Raw genomic sequence first — 18,974 nt, 5'->3', positions numbered from 1 at the left:
ATCAGGAGAACAGCATCATGTCAGAGTCGCGTCTTCTCGACGGCAAGGTCGCCGTCATTTCCGGCGCAGCATCGCCACGGGGTATCGGCATGGCCACCGCGCGCATGTTCGCGAAGCACGGCGCGAAGATCGCGATCCTCGATCTCGACGCTTCGGCAGCACGCGATGCCGCCGCCTCCATCGGCCCCGAGCATCGCGGCTATGCATGCAACGTCACGGACAGGCAAGCCTGCCAGAGCGCCGTCGAACAGATCGTCGCCGACTTCGGCGCCATCGACGTGCTCATCAACAACGCGGGCATCACGCAGGCCGTCAAGCTGCTCGACATCGACTCCGAAAGCTGGGACCGCATCCTCGACGTCAACCTGCGCGGCGTGCTGTATCTGTCGCAGGCCGTCGTGCCGCAGATGAAGAAGCAGAAGAGCGGCTCGATCGGCTGCATGTCGTCGGTCTCGGCGCAGCGCGGTGGCGGCATTCTCGGCGGCCCCCACTATTCGGCGGCGAAAGCAGGCGTACTCGGCCTCGCGAAAGCCATGGCGCGCGAACTCGGCAACGACGGCATCCGCGTGAACTGCGTGACGCCCGGCCTGATCCAGACGGACATCAACGCAGGCAAGATCAGCGACGACAAGCGCGGCGAGATTCTCGCGGGCATTCCGCTGAACCGTCTCGGCGTGCCGGATGATGTCGCGGGCGCGTTCCTCTTTCTCGCGTCGCCGATATCGTCGTACATCACGGGCGCCGTCATCGACGTGAACGGCGGCATGCTGATTCACGGCTGACCCAGGGTCAACGACGCGGCCGGGTCCGGCCGGCCGCGCGCGAGGATGCAGTAGCCGGACGCAGGCAAACGCGCCTCAGAGCGTGTTGTCCGGAAAGACAAATACACCGATACATCACAGATCCGTATTGGAGGAGCACATCATGAGCAACCGCTCGACCATCCGCAGCGGCATCGACCGGCGCACCTTTCTGAAAGCGGGCGCGAGCGTCGCCGCCGCCGCGCCTCTGTGGGGCTTGTCGATCCGACGCGCATCGGCCGCCGACTTCTCGTACAAGCTCGCGACGGGCCAGGACCCGACGCACCCGGTCAACATTCGCGCGCAACAGGCCTGCGACAAGATTCGCTCGGCCACCAACGGCAAGCTGGACATCAAGGTCTTCCCTGCGAACCAGCTCGGCTCCGATACCGATCTGCTGTCGCAGGTGAGAAGCGGCGGTGTCGAGTTCTTCAACCAGGCATCGTCGATTCTCGCGACGCTCGCGCCCGCAGCGGGCATCGTCAACACGGGCTTCGCGTTTCCCGACTACGACACCGTCTGGAAAGCGATGGACGGCGACCTCGGCGCGTATATCCGCGCGCAGATCGAGAAGACGGGCATTGTCACGGTGTCGCGTCCGTGGGACAACGGTTTTCGCCAGGTCAGCTCCTCAACGCGCGTCATCAAGCAGCCGGCCGATCTGAAGGGCTTCAAGATCCGCGTGCCGCAGGCGCCGATGCTCACGTCGCTCTTCAAGGCGCTCGATGCGGGCCCTGCCCCCATCAACTTCAACGAGCTGTATTCGGCGCTGCAAACGGGCGTCGTCGAGGGACAGGAGAACGCGCTGCCCATCATCGCGACGGCCAAGCTGTATGAAGTGCAGAAGTCGATCAGCCTCACGTCGCATGTGTGGGACGGCTACTGGATTCTCGGCAATCGACGTGCATGGGAAAAGCTGCCCGCCGACATGCGCACCATCGTCACACGCGAATTCGAAGCGGCAGGCATGCTGCAACGCGCGGACATCGCCAGGCTCAACGGCACGCTGCGCAACGACCTCAAAGCGAAGGGCATCAACGTCGTCGATGTGGATCGCCAGGCGTTCCGCGATGCATTGCGTAAGACCAGCTTCTACAGCGACTGGAAATCCAAATATGGCGACCAGGGCTGGAGTCTGCTCGAAAAGTACGTCGGAAAACTGGTATGAACACCATGCACACGATTACTTTCCCTCATCCGTCGCCGCGCCGTATCGTCAGCGTGATCGACAATGTGCTCGCGTATATCGTGGAGATTCCGGCCGCGCTGCTGGTGGTCGCGGAAATCTTCGTGCTGCTCGCGGGCGTGACGAGCCGCTATCTGCTGCACACGCCGCTCGTCTGGTCCGATGAACTCGCGTCGATGCTGTTCCTCTGGCTCGCGATGCTCGGCGCCGTGGTCGCTTTGCGGCGCGGCGAGCATATGCGGATGACAGCGCTCGTCGGCAAGGCATCGCCCGCCGTGCGCGCGTTTCTCGATGTCGTCGCCATCGCCGCGCCGCTCGCTTTTCTCGTGCTGGTAATCGGACCCGCCGTCGAGTTCGCGCAGGACGAAGGCTTCATCACGACGCCTGCGCTCGAAATCTCGAACACATGGCGCGCGGCGGCGCTGCCCGTCGGCTGCTCGCTGATGCTGGCCGTCGCGTGTCTGCGGCTGGTCCGCACGGCCAACTGGCAGATGACGGTCGCGGCACTCGCGCTGGTGGCGGCGATCGCAGGCGGCTTCGTCGCGGTGGGCCCGCTGCTGCACGATCTGGGCAACGTGAACCTGCTGATCTTCTTCGTCGGCCTCGTCGCGCTGTGCGTGCTGTCGGGCGTGCCCATCGCGTTCTCGTTCGGGCTCGCGACCTTCGGCTATCTCGCGCTCACGACGAGCACGCCGCTCAGCGTGGTCGTCGGGCGGATGGACGAAGGCATGTCGCATCTGATCCTGCTGTCGGTTCCGCTGTTCGTGTTCCTCGGTCAGCTGATCGAGATGACGGGCATGGCCAACGCGATGATCGCCTTCCTCGCGAGCCTCCTCGGTCACGTGCGCGGTGGTCTGTCGTACGTGCTGGTCGGCACGATGTACCTGGTGTCGGGCATTTCCGGCTCGAAGGCCGCCGACATGGCCGCCATCGCGCCCGTGCTGTTCCCCGAGATGAAGGCACGCGGCGCGAAACCCGGCGACCTCGTCGCGCTGCTCGCCGCAACGGGCGCGCAGACCGAGACGATTCCGCCGAGCCTCGTGCTGATCACGCTCGGCTCAGTGACGGGCGTGTCGATCTCCGCGCTCTTCACGGGCGGCATGCTGCCCGGCATCGTGCTCGCGATCACGCTGTGCGCCGTCGTCTGGTGGCGCTATCGCAACGACGATCTGTCGGGCGTGCGCCGCGCGACACGCGGCGAAGTGGTCCGCAAGCTCGCGATTGCCGTGCCCGCGCTCGCGCTGCCGTTCGTGATCCGCCTCGCCGTCGTCGAAGGTGTCGCGACGGCGACGGAAGTGTCGACGATCGGCATCGCGTATGCGGTGCTGGCAGGCCTCCTGATCTATCGCCGCTTCGAATGGGCGCGCCTCAAGCCGATGCTGATCGACACGGCGGCGCTCTCCGGCGCGATCCTGCTGATCATCGGCGCGGCGACGGGCATGGCCTGGGCGCTCACGCAATCGGGTTTCTCCGGTCAGCTTGCGAAGACCCTGGCCGCGCTGCCCGGCGGCGCCGCGATGTTCATGGCAGCTTCCGTGCTCGTCTTCATCGTGCTCGGCAGCGTGCTCGAAGGCATACCCGCGATCGTGCTGTTCGGCCCGCTGATGTTCCCGATCGCGCGGCAGATGGGCATTCACGACGTGCACTACGCGATGGTCGTGATTCTCTCGATGGGCGTCGGCCTGTTCGCGCCGCCGTTCGGCGTCGGCTACTACTCGGCGTGCGCGGTGAGCCGCATCCACCCTGACGAGGGCATGAAGCCAATCATCGGCTACATCATCGCGCTCATCGTCGGCCTGATCGTGGTCGCTGCCGTGCCCTGGATCTCGATCGGGTTCCTGCACTGACGCGTTGACGCATTGCGCTGCGTCTGTCCGCCGACGCAGCGCGCTTCCCTCACCACCAAACCTCACGATAGCCGCCGCCTGACGGGCGCAGCGGCAAGGAGAAGTCATGTCCGCACTCACGCCGTTGCGCGCAACGCGTCCGATCGCCAACGCGATCCGCTTTCTTGCCATCGATGCCATCGTGCGCGCCGGCGAAGGCCATCAGGGCGTGCCGCTCGGCATGGCCGAAATTGCGACGGCGCTGTTCACGCAGCACATGAAGTTCAATCCCGCCGATCCGCAATGGCCCGACCGCGACCGCTTCGTGTTGTCGAACGGACATGGCTCGATGCTGCTCTACGCGCTGCTGCATCTGACGGGCTACGCGCAGTTCGGCATCGATCAGATCAAGAGCTTCCGCGAAATGGGCTCGCATTGCGAAGGGCACCCGGAGTTCGATACGGCGGCAGGCATCGAAGTGACGACGGGGCCGCTCGGACAAGGCATCGCGAACGCGTTCGGCATGGCCGTCGCGGAAGCGTATCTGAATGCGAAATTCGGCGACGGCATCGTGAACCACTACACGTATGCGTTCGTCGGCGACGGGTGTCTTCAGGAAGGCGTCGGTCAGGAAATGATTTCGCTCGCGGGGCATCTGAAGCTCGGCAAGCTGATTCTCTGCTGGGACGACAATCGCATCACCGATGACGGCAGCACGTCGCTTTCGATCAGCGAGGACGTCAGCGAGCGTTTTCGCGTCGCGGGCTGGCATGTGATCGAAGTCGACGGACACGACATCGAAGCGGTCGCCGCTGCGCTGGCCGAAGCGAAACGCGACCCGCGCCCGTCGATGCTCGCGTGCCGCACTGTGATCGCGCGCGGCATCGCGCGCCTGCAAGGGCAGCGCGGCGGGCACAGCGGCAAGCTGTTCGACGCCGACGCCGATGCGGCGCGCAGCGAACTCGGCTGGCCGCATGCACCGTTCGAGATTCCGCGCGGCGTGCTCGACGAATGGCGCGCCGCCGGACGGCGCAACGAACGCGACTATCTCGCGTGGCATGAACGCCTTGCCGCGCTACCCGACGATGCACGCGCCGAATTCAAGCGCATCCAGGCAGGCGAGTTGCCCGCGGGCTGGCAGCGCGTGCTGGAAGACTACAAGAAGAACGCCGTCGAAAAGGGCGAAGGCCAGGCGGGCATCATGATTTCCGCCGAGATCAACGATCTGCTCGCGCAGTTGCCCGAGCGCATGGTCGGCTGCGCGGATCTCGAAGCGCCGACGAGCCACAAGCTCAGCCTGCATGCGTTCACGGCCGAAGACCATAGCGGCGCCTATGTGCATTGCGGCGTGCGCGAGCATGTCATGGGCGCGATGGCGAACGGCATGGCGGCACATGGCGGCGTGATACCGCTCGCGGTCACGTACCTCGCGTTCTCCGACTACGAACGGCCCGCGATGCGCATGGCCGCGCTGATGGGCCTGCCCGTGAAGTTCGTGTTCAGCCACGATTCGATTGGCGTCGGCAAGAACGGGCCGACGCATCAGCCTGTGGAGATTCTCGCGTCGCTGCGCGCGATGCCGAATATGCAGGTGTTCCGTCCCGCCGATGCCGTCGAAGCCGCCGAGTGCTGGGCGCTCGCGTATGAGCACCGCAGCGGGCCCAGCACGATGGTGTTCGCGCGCCAGACGCTGCCGCTCGTGCGCACGCGGCACGGCACCGACAACCTCTGTGCGCGAGGCGGCTACGTGCTCGCCGAAGCCGAAGGCGGCAAGCGTCTCGTCACGCTGCTGGCGACGGGTTCCGAAGTCGCGCTGGCCGTTGCGGCGCGCGAGCGTCTGCAACAGGAAGGCATCCCAACCGCTGTCGTGTCGCTGCCCTGCTGGGAACTGTTCGACGAACAGGACCGCGCGTATCGTCAGGCGGTGCTCGGCGCCGACACCGTGCGGATCGGCGTCGAAGCGGCCCTGCGTTTCGGCTGGGACCGCTATCTCGGCGAACGCGGCGGCTTTGTCGGCATGACGGGATTCGGCGCATCCGGGCCTGCCGACGCGCTGTACGAACACTTCGGCATCACGCCAGCGCATATCGTCGCTGAAGCAAAACGCCGTCTCTGATCCGTTTCCCCCACGCTCATTACGCTCAACAGGACTCAGCATGCAGAAGATCGTTTTTCTCGACCGCGCGACGCTCGCACCTCAGATCAAGCTCACACGTCCCGCCTTCGAACACGAACTGGTCGAGTACGATCACACGCAGCCCGATCAGGTCGCCGCTCGCCTGGACGGCGCGACCATCGCGATCACCAACAAGGTGCCGCTCACCGCCGATGTGATCGCGCAAGTGCCGACGCTCAAGCTCGTTGCCGTCGCCGCGACGGGCACGGATTGCGTGGACAAGGAAGCGTGCGAGCGGCACGGCATCAAGGTGTCGAACATTCGCGGCTATGCGGTGAACACGGTGCCCGAGCACACGTTCGCGTTGATGCTCGCGCTGCGCCGCAACCTGATCGCCTATCGCGATGATGTGCTGAAGGGCGAATGGCAGAAGTCAGGCCAGTTCTGCTTCTTCAATCACGCGATACACGATCTGGGCGGCATGACGCTCGGCATCATCGGCGAAGGCGTGCTCGGCCAGCGTGTCGCTGAGATCGCGAAAGCGTTCGGCATGCGGCCGCTGTTCGCCGCGCACAAGGGCCGCGACGGGCTCGGCCCGCTTTACACGCCGTGGGACGACGTACTCGCGACCAGCGACATCATCACGATACACAGCCCGCTCACGCCGCAAACGCGCGGCATGCTCGCGATGCCCGAGTTTCGCAAGATGAAGCGCAAGCCGCTCATCATCAACACGGCGCGTGGCGGACTCGTCGATGAAGCGTCGCTCGTGCGCGCGCTCGACGAAGGTTTGATTGGCGGTATCGGGTTCGACGTGCTGTCGGGCGAGCCCCCGCCGACGACAACCCGCTGATGAAGATCGCGCAACGCCCGAATGTGATCGTGACTCCGCACGTCGCGTGGGCTTCCGATGAAGCGCAACAGGCACTCGCAGATCAATTGATGAACAACATTGCGAACTTCGTGGGCGGCACGCCCGTGAATGTTGTCGTGTGAGGCGGTGCGCGAATTTCACGGGAACCAGCACACTCGACGCGTTGTTCGCCGGGATGATGGCCGGCATCCAATCCAGTATTGCAAAAAAAGGCGCCGCAATCTGCGGCGCCCTGTCATGCGTTGAATACGTCAGTGATGTCAGAACCGATGCACGATACCCACGCCTGCACCAACCATGCTGCGCGATGACGAAGGGGTCGAGTTAAAACCATCGCCCAGTGTCGCCGTCGCATTGATGATGTTGCCCGCACCGCCATTGCCGAGCGTCTGGCCATTGGCACGCTGATATGCCTGCAACGCATACAGCCCGGTACGCTTGGACAGCGCGTAGTATTCCGAGAGGTTGAACTGCTGATACTGCGCGCTGCTCGTTATACCGTTGGACTTCGTTGCACGCGTATAGCTGTAGCCCGTCGCGAAGTCCCATGCCGCGGCCGGCTTCCAGTGCAGCACGATACCGCCCGTGTTCCAGATTGCCTCGTTGCGGAACGACGATCCCGCACCCGGGATGTACTGCACGTTCGTATACGTCGCCGTGATATCGAACTGGCTGTTGAATGTGTAGCCCGCACCGACTGCGAAGCGCTGCTGCGCCTGCGCCGTACGGTAACCGTTCGTCACGGCCGACACCCCCGTTTGCGCCCCTGCATTCGAGGTCGTCGAGTCGGTGCCGAATGCCCCGCCACCCGCCGTGGAATTATTGATGCGTGAGAAACCAACCGCAACGCCGACGGGGCCTTGCTGATACTGGACCGCCGTACTCCAGGTCGAGCCCTGGTTCACGCTGCCCGGCACGCCCGCAAACGAATAGGAGCCGCTGAACTTGAAGCCATGCAGCGACGGCGACATATACAGCAGTGTGCTGTTCGCGCGATAGATCGTATCGAGGCCGTCCACGTCGCCCGGATGCGCGCCATAGAAGCCGGTGAGCCACGTCGTCGGGCTGTACGGCGAGAGCAGCTGGTAGTACGACGCATACTGACGGCCCGCAGTCAGCGAACCGTACGTGGGATTCGTCACGCCGACGAACGCCTGGCGGCTGAACATCAGGTTGTTCGTCGACATCGCGCCGCTGTTGGCGCTAAAGCCCTCTTCCAACGTGAAAATCGCCTTCGTGCCGCCGCCCAGATCTTCAGCGCCCTTCAGACCGAAGCGGCTGCCCGCCCACACGCCCGTGATCATCTTGAACGCCGAGTGACCACCCGACGTCGACCCCAGCGTCGTCGAGCTCGACTGATAACCGATACCGTTATCGACGATGCCGTACAGCGTCACGCTGTTTTGCGCGAATGCGGGTGCGTGAGCAGCCGTCGCAACGGAAGCGACGGCTGCGAGACTGATCAGGCGTCGTTGACGGTTTTTTTTCATTGTGATGTTCTCCAGATGCCTCTTTGAGGCTGTTATTGATTCGTTATTCTGATTTTGCTTTGCAGCGGTGCGAGACGCTCGCCTCGCACCTGCCTGGCGCCAATCAGCCCGCCGGCGTCGACGTTTTCGACGCGGCGCGAGCATCGGCGTCGTGGCCGGTCGGCTCGGGAATCGCCTCGATGCGCCCCATCACGAACACGAACGACACGATGCCGACGGCGAGGATGACGCCTGCAACCAGGAACGCGTTGGCGAACGAATTCGTCGCGCCGACGATGAAGCCCGTCACGATGGGTGCGGCCACACCCATCAGGTTGTTGGCGAAGTTCATGATGCCGCCGACGGTGCCCACGCCGCCCTTCGGGGCAATCAGCGACGGCAACGACCAGCCCACAGGCGCCGCGGCCGCGAGACCGCCAAGCGCAATCGAGATCCAGAAGATCGCCCAGCCGGGATTGACCGTCTGCGTCGCGCCGAATACCGCGAGACCGAACAGCATCCCCGTCACGAGCACGGCTTTGCGCACGCGCGTCTCGTCCTTGCCGCGCGCAATCAGGTGATCGATCAGCCAGCCGCCGACGACGAGATCGGTCACCGTGGCCACGGCCCACGGAATCGCGGCAAACCCTGCTGACTTCAGGATGCTCATGTGCATCGTCTGCACCAGATAGCCCGGCAGCCAGGTCAGGAACAGATAGAAGGAGTAGCCGTATGCGGCAAAGCCGATCGTCAAACCCCAGACCTTGGTCTTGGTCAGCAGATAACCGAGCATGCCGAACACGCTCGCGCTCGACGTGCCTTCAGGCGTCGCACCGCCCTTCTGGATGTAGTCGAGTTCAGCGGACGAGAGCTTGTTGTCCTTGCTCGGATCGCGATAGATGAGCAGAAACGCGACGAAGTACGCAAAGCTCAGCAGCGCGGTCACGCCGAATCCCCAGCGCCAGCCGGCGTTCACCACGACGACCGCAACCAGCGGTACGCCGATCACATTGGAGAACTTGGCCGCGGCATCGAAGATGGCCGTCGCCAGCGCGCGCTCCTTGCGCGGGAACCAGTAGCCCGTCGCTTTCGAGCTGACGGGAAAGCCGGGCGCTTCCGCGATGCCGAGCACCGCGCGCGCCGCGAACACGCCGCCGAAGCCGCTGGCGAACACCGTGATGGCGGACGCCAGGCCCCACAGGAATGCGCCCCACCGGCCGACGCGCGTCACGCCGAAACGGTCGAGGAAGAGACCCGCCGGCACCTGCAGCAACGCGTAGGGCCAGAAAAATGCGCTGAACAGCAGGCCCATATCGGCGGGCGACAGGTTGAACGCCTCCTTCAACTGGGGCGCCGCCACCGACAGGTTGATCCGGTCGAAATAGTTGATGAGCACGCCAATGCCCAACAGCAGGCCGATCGCCCAACGCCTGTTGGGGACGCGTTGCCCCGAAGTTTCCGATGTGTTTGCCAACTTGGTCTCCTTTAGAAATATCCCTGTAGCCAGCCGTCCGGCTGACTCAATTTGTCGAGACAGCGCTGTCTCATGCAGGCTGCAAAAATTCAGACGGAATGCACGTGCTCCCGCACCACGCTGCCGCCTCCCCGACGATGCTGGCAAGCGGACGTGTGCCGTCGACGGTCAGCGTCAACGGCTCGAAAACGGGCCGCTCCAGCGTGGCGAACTGGCTTTCGACGAGCGACGCCGGCATGAAATGGCTCTCGCGCTGCGCCACGCGACGCAGCGCTTCCGGTTGCGGCAGATCGAGAAACACGAATCCCAGTGACGACGTCGCGGCGCGCAGACGGTTGCGATAGCGCTGTCTGAGAGCCGAACAGGCGAGCACCGCGCGCTCCCCGCGACTGGCCACCCGTTCGATTTCCTCCGACAACCGGTCGAGCCAGCCCGCCCGATCCTCGTCGGTCAGCGGGATGCCGCGCTGCATCTTGTCGACATTCGCTGCCGGATGAAAGGCGTCGCCTTCGATCAGCACACCGCCGAGCCTCGCGGCCAGCGCCTGAGCGACACTGCTTTTGCCGCAACCCGCGACACCCATGACGACCAGCGATGAAATGTGCTCGATCATATGCACCTCCTCGTGTGAGACAGCGCTGTCTCAAAAACGCAAAAAATAAGGGACGCGAATCTGGCGGTCAATCGATACCCGGTTCCGGATACCGATGATCGAGCCCTGTTGCGCAGCCCTCAAGACAGCGCTATCCTAAAACGATCATGACAGCTCCAACACTCAGGAAAACCCGAAGCACCGGCCGGCCGACGCTCGACGCCGTCGCCGAACTGGCCGGCGTAAGCTCGATTACGGCGTCGCGCGTCCTGCGCGGCGTAGATTCCGTCGGACCGGAATACGTGCGACGGGTAAAGGCCGCGGCGGCAGAACTGAACTACGTCGCGAACCCCGCGGCACGCGCACTCGCGTCGTCGCGCAGCGGCACGGTGGCTGTCGTGATTCCCTCTCTGTCGAATTCGGTGTTCGTCGACGTGCTCGAATCGATTCATAGCGTGCTGCGTCCACGCGGTTACGAAATCCTGATCGGAAATTCGCATTATTCGCGCAATGCGGAAGAAGACCTGATCCGCCACTACCTTGCCGCTCCGCCGAGCGGGCTCATCGTAACCGGCTTCGACCGGACGGAAAGCGCGCGTCGCCTGATCGAGGCGAGCGGCGTGCCCTGCGTGCACATCATGGAACTCGAAAAAGCCGAAGGCGTGCACTGCGTCGGCTTCTCGCAGGCACGGGCTGGTGAAGCAGTTGCCGATCATCTGGTAGCGCGAGGATGCCGGCACAATGCATTTGTCGCGGCACAGCTCGATTCACGGATGATGCAGCGCGGGGAAGGCTTTCGTGAGGCACTGCGGCGCAAAGGACTGTACGACGCCGACCTCGAGATACTTACGCCCGCGCCGTCGTCCATCGGGCTTGGATGTGATCTGTTTCGCCAGTTGCTACAGCGACGGCCGGATGTCGACGGCATCTTTTTCGGCAACGACGATCTCGCCCAAGGCGCGCTATTCGAGGCGCGCCGTCAAGGCATCCAGGTTCCAGACCAGGTTGCGATAGTCGGCTTCAACGATCTGGCAGGGGCCGCGGATTGCGTGCCGAGACTCACGACGGTTCGCACGCCGCGAGCGGAGGTCGGCCGGGTGGCGTCTAACCTGCTGCTGTCGATGATCGACAATAAGCCCGTCCCATCACCCGTCGTCGATCTCGGCTACGAGCTGGTCGTGCGGGAGAGTGCCTGACGCTCAACGACTACGTACTTTTTGACGCCAGCGTTGAGCGTGGTGCGTTGCGCTGCGTGTTTGATGCGCGGCGCAAGGGGTTTTCAGCGCTTTACGCCCCGCCCAACGACGCCGCGAGCTTCGCAAACGTAGCCTCGTCCGTACGATCGAAGTAAAGCGGCGTCACCGACACACGTCCCGACGCCACCACTGCCGTTTCGCTGTCGGGCGCATTCTCGCGCGGGCCGCGCTGGAACCGCAGCCAGTGATATTCGAGCCCGCGCGGATCGACATGCGGCAACACGTCGATGCCCTCGACGAGACCCACGCCCTGCTTCGTCGGCGTCAACGGCCCCGCCGCCGATGCATCGATATCGGGGAAATTCACGTTGAGGCAAACGGGCGCTTCGTGCTCGATGGCGAACAGCTCGCGAATCACGCCGGGTGCGAGCGCGCGCGCCGTGTCCCAGCGCACGTTCTCGCGGTCGCGGAATGTCTGGCTGAGCGCGATCGACGGCAAGCCGAGCAGCAGCCCCGTCATGGCCGCGCCGACCGTGCCGGAGAACATCGTCTCGACACCGAGGTTGCCGCCGCGATTGATGCCGGACAGCACGAGCGTCGGCGGCATATCGCGCATCAGATGGCGCACGGCCATCACGACGCAATCGCCCGGCGTACCGACTACGCCGAAACGGCGCTCGCCCTGGCGGCTCACGCGCAGCGGCGAATGCAGGCTGATCGAATGTGAAGTGCCGCTCTGATCGTGCTCGGGCGCGACGACCCACACTTCTTCGGCGAGTTCGGCGGCCACGGCTTCGAGTACGGCGAGGCCGGGTGCGTCGATACCGTCGTCGTTGGTCAGCAGAACGCGCGGGACTTTGCGAGGGGATGCGGACATGATGTGCGATAAGCGTAGCGGACGGATCCGCTACGCTACCACACAGCGACGTTTTCGCTTGTCCATACGGGCAGGCAAGCACCCGTCGTCGACCGAACCGAAATCAACGGGCGCTGCAGGTTGCGTCAGAAGCGGTGGATGATGCCCAGACCAAACGCGAACTGACTCGCCGACGATGCCGGCGTCGAATTGAAGCCGTCGCCGATGCTCGCAGTCGCGTCGATGATCTGACCCGCGCCGTTCGTGCCGAGCGTCTTGCCGTTCGCGCGCTGATACGCTTCGAGCGCATAGAGGCCGGTCCGCTTCGACAGCGAGTAGTACTGCGAGAGGTTGAACTGCTGATACGACGCGCTATCCGTAATGCCGTTCGCGCGCGTAGCACGCGTATAGCTGTAGCCTGCCGCGAAGTCCCACACCACAGCCGGCTTCCAGTGCAGTACGACACCGCCCGTATTGAAGATCGCCGTGTCGGTGAACTTCGAGTTGATGCCAGGGATGTACTGGACGTTCGAGTACGTCGCCGTGACGTCCCACGCGCTGTTGAACGTATAGCCGCCGCCCACCGCAAAGCGCTGCTGCGCGCGGGCCGTCTGATAGCCGTTCGTCAACGCGGACACGCCGACCTGCGAGCCGCCGTTCGTCGTGGTCGAATCCGAGCCCCACGCGCCGCCGCCCGACGTCGAGTTGTTGATGCGCGAGAAACCGACTGCGAGGCCGATCGGACCCATCGCATACTGGACCGCTCCCGTCCACGTCGAACCCTGATTCACGCTGCCCGCCACGCCGCCGAGCGAGTATGAGCCGCTCACCGTCAAGCCGTACAGCTTCGGCGACGTGTATTCGAGCGTATTGTTCGCGCGGTAGATCGTGTCGAGTCCGTCGATATCGCCAGGGTGAGCGCCATAGAAGCCCGTGATCCACGTAGTCGGGCTATACGGCGACAGCAGCTGGTAATACGAAGCGTATTGACGGCCCGCCGTGAACGTACCGTAGCTGGCGTTCGTCACACCGACATACGCAAGGCGGCCGAACAGTGCGTTGGTGTACTGCGCCGCGCCCGTCCCCGAGTTCAAGCCCGACTCGAGCTGGAAGATCGCCTTGGTGCCGCCGCCGAGATCTTCTCCCCCTTCAGGCCGAAGCGGCTGCCCGCCCACACGCCCGGCGTCATCTTGACGACAGAGTGACCGCCACTCGTCGAGCCGAGCGAGGTCGAGCTGCTCTGATAGGCCAGCCCGTTATCGACGATGCCGTACAGCGTCACGCTGCTTTGCGCGAATGCCGGCACGCTGCCGACGAGGGCAGCCCCGATCACGACTGCCTTTGCGCTGCTGGTACTCCTCTTCATTCTTCTGACCTCCATCTTCCTGGTTTTACTGCTGTTTGGATTCTTTTAGTGGATCGGGCGCAATGTTCTCCAGTCGCTCGAGCCGGGCACGGCATGAATGGCGCGCGTTTCATGCATCCGCGACAGGGCTCGTGATGAAGCGCAACGCGACACGGTTCATCACGATCGCGAAGGCCGCGATCACGGCGGGCACGGCGAGCACCGAAAACACGGCCGCAAAGCTGAAGCCCAGCGAGAGCAATGCACCGCCCACGAGCGAACCGAGAATGCCGCCGAGCCGGCCAAAGCCCAGCATCCAGCTGACGCCCGTCGCACGGGCACGCGTCGGGTAACAGCTCGGCGCAAGCGCATTGAGGCCCGTCTGCGCGCCGCTCATGAAGAAGCCCGCGCACGCGACGAGCACAGGCAGCATGTCGGACTTCAGCGTGCCCATGCCGAGCGCGAAGATGAAGACGCCGCCGAGCAGATACGCTGTGCCGATCACCGCGTTGCGGTCCATGCGGTCCATTGCGAAGCCGACGGCCACTGCGCCGATCGTGCCGCCAAGCTGGAACATGCCCGTGATCGCGGCAGCGCGTTCGACGGGGAGGCCGGCGTCCTTGATGAGCGTCGGCAGCCAACCCGTCAACAGATAGATGATCAGCAGGCCCATGAAATAAGTGACCCACAGCATCAGCGTGCTCATTGCGTAACCGTCCGCGAACAGCATGCGGACAGGCGCTTTCGCAGCGACGACAGGCTCCGGCGCGGTGAAGCGCACGTCTTCGCCGAAGCGGTGTCCGCACACGCGTCCCAGCGTGCGCGCAATGCGCTGCGCGACCACCTTGCGCACCAGCATCAGACGCGCGGACTCGGGCAGCAACCAGACCAGCAGCGGCACACTGAGAATGGGCAGAATGCCGCCGAACATGAACACGGACCGCCAGCCCAGATTCGGAATCAGCCACGCGGCGACGAAGCCGCCCGCACCCGAGCCGAAATTGAAGCCCGTGAACATGATCGTCAGCAGCAGCGAACGGCTGCGCGAGGGCACGTACTCGGACAGCAGCGTCGTCGAGTTGGGCATCGCGGCGCCGAGACCGAGGCCCGTGAGAAAGCGCAGCATGACAAGCGACGTGGGCGTCTCTGCAAATGCGCACAGCAGGCTGAAGAAGCCAAAGCAGAATACGGAGCCGATCAGCACCTTCTTGCGTCCGACGCGGTCCGCCATCGGGCCGGCGACCAGTGCGCCCACCGCAAGGCCGACCATCGCGGCGCTCATCACGGGACCGAACGCGGCGCGGCTCACGCTCCAGTCGTGCATGATGACGGGCGCAACGAAGCCCATCACAGCCGTGTCGAGCCCGTCCATCGTGACGATCCAGAAGCACAAAAAAAGCACGAGCCACTGGTACGCCGACACCTTGCGTGCGTCGATGAACGCCTTGATGTCGACTGATTCTGCGGGTTGCATAAAGTCTCCGGAAAACAGGTGCCCTGCTCCGGGTTTCCGACGAACCCGGAGTCTCGTTGTGTCGAAGAGAAAAGCGACTAAAAGAAGATCAGCGGCGTCGCTCGCAGCAATCGAATAAGCAGCTATTTGCGTGGTCGTTGAAGAACATTTCGATGTCTTCCGTCACTTCACGATGCGCAGCGCTCGCGCGCCAAACAGATCGGCCGCGCGTCTTCAGGATCCTTGGACTTGCGGCTAACTTGGGATACAACGATATAGACGCAAGGTGCTTGTCAGGTAGTGCGGGTTAACCACATGCCAACCCGGAAAAATTCGGTAAGACAGGGTTCCAGGGGATGGTCAGGTGCGACTTGCCCATGCTGACTCCAAGACAGATCAAGCACTTTGGTATCCCGGCGCACGGTTCGAAGCGTCCGTCGCTGATCGCGCGCACACAGGTGCCGATAAACAGAACAGATGGCAAGCGAGGCAAGTCGCAATCCGCTTTAGAAGCGTTGTGATGCGCAGGCGAGCGCCGCTATACTGACCAGCCAATGAGTAGAAACATATGAACGAGACAACACAGCAAGCAATTGTGCAGACGCTGCGCGAGAAGATTCTGTCGGGCGAACTGGCGCCCGGCCAGCGCCTCGTCGAAGCGCAGCTCGCGCAGTGGCTGGGCGTATCCCGCACGCCGCTGCGCTACGCACTGAGCGTGCTGGCAAGCGAAGCCCTGCTCGAGCGATCGGGCGCGCGTGGCTACGTCGTTCGACGTTTCAGCGTGCGCGACGTATTGAATGCAATCGACGTACGCGGCGTGCTGGAAGGTCTTGCGGCGCGCATGGTCGCGGAAAGCGGCGTATCGGCTGCGCTGGCTACTTCGCTGAACGCATGCCTGCATGAAGGCGACGACATTTTCAACGCCGGCGCATTGAAGGAAGGCGACGACGTGCGTTACGCGGAAATGAACGGACGCTTCCATGCGCTCATCGTCGACGCCGCACAGAACGCCGCGATCAACGCCGCCTTGAGCCTCAACGACAAAATCCCGTTCGTCGCGCCGTCGACGATCGCCTTCGACGAATCCGCGCGCGAGCGTCAATTCGCCATGCTCATGTACGCGCACCGCCAGCATCATGCGATCGTCGGCGCGCTCGTCAACGGCGAAGGCGCGCGCGTCGAAGCGCTGATGAAGGAACACACGCACATATCGAAGGAAAGCCTCAACCTGTCGCTGCCCGCGCTGCATCTGATCGCGGGCGCGGCATGAAGACGACACTGTCGATTCCTGCCATTCGCACTTCCCTACGGGCTATTCCGTGAGCAGCAAAGACTTTCTCAACATTGCGCAGTTGCGCGCCTTCAAGCTCGTTGCCGATACGGGCAGCGCGACGCGCGCCGCGTCCGCGTTGTTTCGCGCGCAGTCGGCTGTGACGCGTTCCGTGCAGGAACTCGAAGCGGCGCTCGGCGAACCGCTCTTCGACCGCAAGCCTTCAGGCATGTTGCCGACGCCCGTCGGCCGCGCCGTGCTGCATCGCTGCGAACGGCTCTTCGCCGAACTCGAAGAACTCGCGCGATGGTGCGCCGCGCGTCAGGCGCGCCGACGTCCCGCTGCGGAAGGTTCATTGCCTGCGTATCTGCTCAATACGCGCCGACTGCAACTGTTTGCCGCGCTCGCGCGCCATCGGCATATGCCCAGTGCGGCGAAGGCGTTCGGCATCAGCCAGCCCGCTGTGAGCACCGCGATACGCGTACTCGAAAGCGGTTCGGGACTGCAACTGTTCCACCGCAGCCCGCGCGGCATTCTGCTGACGACGGAGGGCGAAACATTTCTGCTACACGTGCGCCGCGCGTTGAACGAACTGCGTCACGTACCCGACGATATCGCCGCATTGCACGGCTACATTCAGGGCGCAGTGACCGTGGGCGCGCTGCCGCTCGGCCGCACGCTGATCCTGCCGAAGGCGATCGCGAGCATGAGCGCGAAGCATCCGGGCGTGCGCATCATCACCGATGAGAGCGCGTATGAAACGCTGGTGGCGGGACTGCGTGCAGGCGATATCGATTTCATTCTCGGCGCGTTGCGCGAGAACGATGCGTCGAGCGGTCTGATGAACGAGCGCCTGATGTCGGAAGATATGGTCGTGCTCGCGCGCCGCACGCACCCGCTCGCAAACGAACGAGGTCTGACAGTCGCCGATCTGCAGGACGTGCAATGGATCGTGCCGCGCAGTCACGCGCCCGCACGCGGCCTGTTCGAGGCGCAATTCAAACGCGTTAAGCTGAAGCCGCCGATGCCGTCGGTCGAGACCGCGGACCTCGCGGTAATCCGCGGCTTGCTGCTCGGCACGGACATGCTTGCGGCACTGTCCACGCAGCAGTTGCACTATGAATGTCAGTCGGGCGAACTGGCCGTGCTCGATGTAAAGCTGCACAACACGCGGCGCGATATCGGCCTGACGTTGCGCGCAGCGGGCACACCGTCTCCCGCTGCGCGCGCGTTGATTGACGCGATACGGCTCGCCGTCGTCGACGTCGCGCGCACCATCAACATCGCTGCAGCGTAGATCGGCCTCTGTTCAGAACGTCAACGTCGTGCGCGCGAGAAGCGGCACCAGCTATGGTGATCGAGATTCTTCAGCAACTCCGCGCGCAACCGCTCGCGACGGTAGTGCTGCACCATCGACAGCAACGCAATCAACAGCACGGATCCCCCCAGCACAAGACCAATCCATGTTTCGTTCATTGCCATCCCCTGTAGCAACTACGCTTGCCGCATCGTGCGCGGTTTTCAGAGCGGGCACTGGCCGGCCTTCGGACAACTGCCGGCGTGCATGCACTGTTCGAAAACCAGTTCGCGATATCGGCCAGCATCGCGATCCGCAGGCGTACGCGGACCGAAAGTCCGGTTCACGACGACAACCTGATTCGTGCACCGGCATTGATAAAGCTGTTGTTTTGTCTCCACCACTTCTTCCTTGTCGGGCCCTGGCGCCGTCTTCCCGACGGGCATGAGCGAGCCCTTGTTATTGTCGATACAAGATCAGTTCATATGCTGGCCGCCGTTCACGGCCAGGTTCGCGCCCGTGATGAAGCCGGCGTCGTCGGAACACAGGAATGTGACCAGCGCCGCCACTTCCTCCGGCTTGCCAAGACGGCCGGCGGGAATCTGCGGCAGGATTTTCGTGTCGAGGATATCCTGCGGAATCGCCGTCACCATCTTCGTTGCCAGATAGCCGGGTGAAATCGTGTTGACGGTCACGCCCTTGCGCGCCACTTCGAGCGCGAGCGACTTCGTGAAGCCGTGCATGCCCGCTTTCGCGGCCGCATAGTTGGTCTGCCCGACCGATCCCTTCGAGCCGTTCACCGAAGAGATATTGACCACTCGTCCCCAACCGCGCTCCACCATCATTTCGCAGACAGGCTTTGTCATATTGAAGATGGAGTCGAGATTCGTGCGCATCACGGCGTCCCAGTTCACCTTGTCGAGCTTGCGCAGTGTCATGTCGCGCGTAATGCCCGCATTGTTCACGAGGATGTCGATGGGACCGATCTCTGCCGTGATCTTCGCGACACATTCATGGCATGAGTCGTAGTCGGCGACGTCGACGTGATACGCATAGAACGAGCGGCCGGCCGCTTCCATCGAAGCAAGCCAGTCGTCGCTGCACGTGTTGCCGGGCGAACACGTCACCACGACACGGTAGCCGGCGTCGTGCAAACGGATACTGATGGCCTCGCCAAGACCGCCCATGCCACCCGTTACCACAGCAATTCGATTAGTCAT

The 18,974-nt window shown here is 63.7% G+C and carries 14 protein-coding genes and 2 pseudogenes; 8 read left to right on the top strand and 8 right to left on the bottom strand.

Translation table 11 applies throughout. The features are described 5' to 3' along the window. Positions 1–17: 17 nt before the first annotated feature. The 5 genes and pseudogenes from FRZ40_RS32950 to FRZ40_RS32930 all read left to right on the top strand — a co-directional run bounded on the left by FRZ40_RS32950 (position 18) and on the right by FRZ40_RS32930 (position 6,924). Positions 18–782 (top strand): SDR family NAD(P)-dependent oxidoreductase, encoded by a 765-nt coding sequence (locus FRZ40_RS32950; RefSeq protein ID WP_028366562.1) that lies wholly within the window; start codon positions 18–20, stop codon positions 780–782. Between the two features lie 142 nt (positions 783–924). Beyond that, positions 925–1,968, top strand: a complete 1,044-nt coding sequence (locus FRZ40_RS32945; RefSeq protein ID WP_028366563.1) for a TRAP transporter substrate-binding protein — start codon at positions 925–927, stop codon at positions 1,966–1,968. Between the two features lie 5 nt (positions 1,969–1,973). Continuing rightward, on the top strand, positions 1,974–3,833 hold the full coding sequence (locus tag FRZ40_RS32940; RefSeq protein WP_147238480.1) for a TRAP transporter large permease: 1,860 nt from the start codon (positions 1,974–1,976) through the stop codon (positions 3,831–3,833). 106 nt (positions 3,834–3,939) lie between these two features. After that, on the top strand, positions 3,940–5,928 hold the full coding sequence (gene tkt / locus FRZ40_RS32935) for a transketolase (RefSeq protein ID WP_147237005.1): 1,989 nt from the start codon (positions 3,940–3,942) through the stop codon (positions 5,926–5,928). 40 nt (positions 5,929–5,968) lie between these two features. Continuing rightward, positions 5,969–6,924, top strand: a pseudogene (locus FRZ40_RS32930) (D-2-hydroxyacid dehydrogenase). 138 nt (positions 6,925–7,062) lie between these two features. On the opposite strand, the gene FRZ40_RS32925 reads toward FRZ40_RS32930, so the two are convergent. The 3 genes from FRZ40_RS32925 to FRZ40_RS32915 form a co-directional block, all read right to left on the bottom strand. After that, positions 7,063–8,292 (bottom strand): porin, encoded by a 1,230-nt coding sequence (locus FRZ40_RS32925; protein WP_147237004.1) that lies wholly within the window; start codon positions 8,290–8,292, stop codon positions 7,063–7,065. A gap of 103 nt (positions 8,293–8,395) precedes the next feature. After that, a complete protein-coding gene (locus FRZ40_RS32920; RefSeq protein ID WP_147237003.1) occupies positions 8,396–9,745 on the bottom strand; it encodes an MFS transporter in 1,350 nt (449 codons plus the stop codon). Positions 9,746–9,815: 70 nt separating this feature from the next. Next, on the bottom strand, positions 9,816–10,358 hold the full coding sequence (locus tag FRZ40_RS32915; protein WP_028366569.1) for a gluconokinase: 543 nt from the start codon (positions 10,356–10,358) through the stop codon (positions 9,816–9,818). 146 nt (positions 10,359–10,504) lie between these two features. On the opposite strand from FRZ40_RS32915, the gene gntR reads away from it, so the two are divergent. Further along, positions 10,505–11,533 (top strand): HTH-type transcriptional regulator GntR, encoded by a 1,029-nt coding sequence (gene gntR, locus FRZ40_RS32910; protein ID WP_028366570.1) that lies wholly within the window; start codon positions 10,505–10,507, stop codon positions 11,531–11,533. Positions 11,534–11,624: 91 nt separating this feature from the next. On the opposite strand, the gene surE is transcribed toward gntR, so the two are convergent. From surE to FRZ40_RS32895, 3 genes and pseudogenes are all read right to left on the bottom strand, one after another. Continuing rightward, positions 11,625–12,410 carry a 5'/3'-nucleotidase SurE gene (gene surE, locus FRZ40_RS32905; protein WP_147237002.1) on the bottom strand — a complete coding sequence of 262 codons (786 nt, stop codon included), beginning with the start codon at positions 12,408–12,410 and terminating at the stop codon, positions 11,625–11,627. Between the two features lie 125 nt (positions 12,411–12,535). Further along, positions 12,536–13,755: pseudogene (locus tag FRZ40_RS32900) on the bottom strand (porin). 109 nt (positions 13,756–13,864) lie between these two features. Then, positions 13,865–15,208 (bottom strand): MFS transporter, encoded by a 1,344-nt coding sequence (locus tag FRZ40_RS32895; protein ID WP_147237001.1) that lies wholly within the window; start codon positions 15,206–15,208, stop codon positions 13,865–13,867. A gap of 547 nt (positions 15,209–15,755) precedes the next feature. Here FRZ40_RS32895 and FRZ40_RS32890 point away from each other — a divergent pair. Both FRZ40_RS32890 and FRZ40_RS32885 read left to right on the top strand, forming a co-directional pair. After that, positions 15,756–16,457, top strand: coding sequence for a GntR family transcriptional regulator (locus FRZ40_RS32890; RefSeq protein ID WP_147237000.1), 702 nt, complete (start codon positions 15,756–15,758; stop codon positions 16,455–16,457). 49 nt (positions 16,458–16,506) lie between these two features. Beyond that, the gene (locus FRZ40_RS32885) at positions 16,507–17,754 is read left to right on the top strand and encodes a LysR family transcriptional regulator (RefSeq protein ID WP_028366575.1); all 1,248 of its coding nucleotides are present in this window, start codon (positions 16,507–16,509) and stop codon (positions 17,752–17,754) included. Between the two features lie 20 nt (positions 17,755–17,774). Here the strand turns inward: FRZ40_RS32885 and FRZ40_RS44565 are convergent, their stop codons facing one another. After that, positions 17,775–17,933: a hypothetical protein gene (locus FRZ40_RS44565; RefSeq protein ID WP_167528733.1), complete on the bottom strand. Its 159-nt coding sequence runs from the start codon at positions 17,931–17,933 to the stop codon at positions 17,775–17,777. 297 nt (positions 17,934–18,230) lie between these two features. Continuing rightward, positions 18,231–18,974: an acetoacetyl-CoA reductase gene (gene phbB, locus FRZ40_RS32880; RefSeq protein ID WP_147236999.1), complete on the bottom strand. Its 744-nt coding sequence runs from the start codon at positions 18,972–18,974 to the stop codon at positions 18,231–18,233.

The sequence above is a fragment of the Paraburkholderia azotifigens genome, assembly GCF_007995085.1.
Taxonomy (GTDB): Bacteria; Pseudomonadota; Gammaproteobacteria; order Burkholderiales; family Burkholderiaceae; genus Paraburkholderia; species Paraburkholderia azotifigens.
This window is presented reverse-complemented; position numbering and strand designations above follow the sequence as displayed.

What these genes read in the sequence shown, in the direction of transcription:
- FRZ40_RS32950 (WP_028366562.1), top strand. Translation starts at nt 18, where the DNA reads ATGTCAGAGTCGCGTCTTCTCGACGGCAAGGTCGCCGTCATTTCCGGC.
- FRZ40_RS32945 (WP_028366563.1), top strand. Translation starts at nt 925, where the DNA reads ATGAGCAACCGCTCGACCATCCGCAGCGGCATCGACCGGCGCACCTTT.
- FRZ40_RS32940 (WP_147238480.1), top strand. Translation starts at nt 1,974, where the DNA reads ATGCACACGATTACTTTCCCTCATCCGTCGCCGCGCCGTATCGTCAGC.
- tkt (WP_147237005.1), top strand. Translation starts at nt 3,940, where the DNA reads ATGTCCGCACTCACGCCGTTGCGCGCAACGCGTCCGATCGCCAACGCG.
- FRZ40_RS32925 (WP_147237004.1), bottom strand. Translation starts at nt 8,292, where the DNA reads ATGAAAAAAAACCGTCAACGACGCCTGATCAGTCTCGCAGCCGTCGCT.
- FRZ40_RS32915 (WP_028366569.1), bottom strand. Translation starts at nt 10,358, where the DNA reads ATGATCGAGCACATTTCATCGCTGGTCGTCATGGGTGTCGCGGGTTGC.
- gntR (WP_028366570.1), top strand. Translation starts at nt 10,505, where the DNA reads ATGACAGCTCCAACACTCAGGAAAACCCGAAGCACCGGCCGGCCGACG.
- surE (WP_147237002.1), bottom strand. Translation starts at nt 12,410, where the DNA reads ATGTCCGCATCCCCTCGCAAAGTCCCGCGCGTTCTGCTGACCAACGAC.
- FRZ40_RS32895 (WP_147237001.1), bottom strand. Translation starts at nt 15,208, where the DNA reads ATGCAACCCGCAGAATCAGTCGACATCAAGGCGTTCATCGACGCACGC.
- FRZ40_RS32890 (WP_147237000.1), top strand. Translation starts at nt 15,756, where the DNA reads ATGAACGAGACAACACAGCAAGCAATTGTGCAGACGCTGCGCGAGAAG.
- FRZ40_RS44565 (WP_167528733.1), bottom strand. Translation starts at nt 17,933, where the DNA reads ATGAACGAAACATGGATTGGTCTTGTGCTGGGGGGATCCGTGCTGTTG.
- phbB (WP_147236999.1), bottom strand. Translation starts at nt 18,974, where the DNA reads ATGACTAATCGAATTGCTGTGGTAACGGGTGGCATGGGCGGTCTTGGC.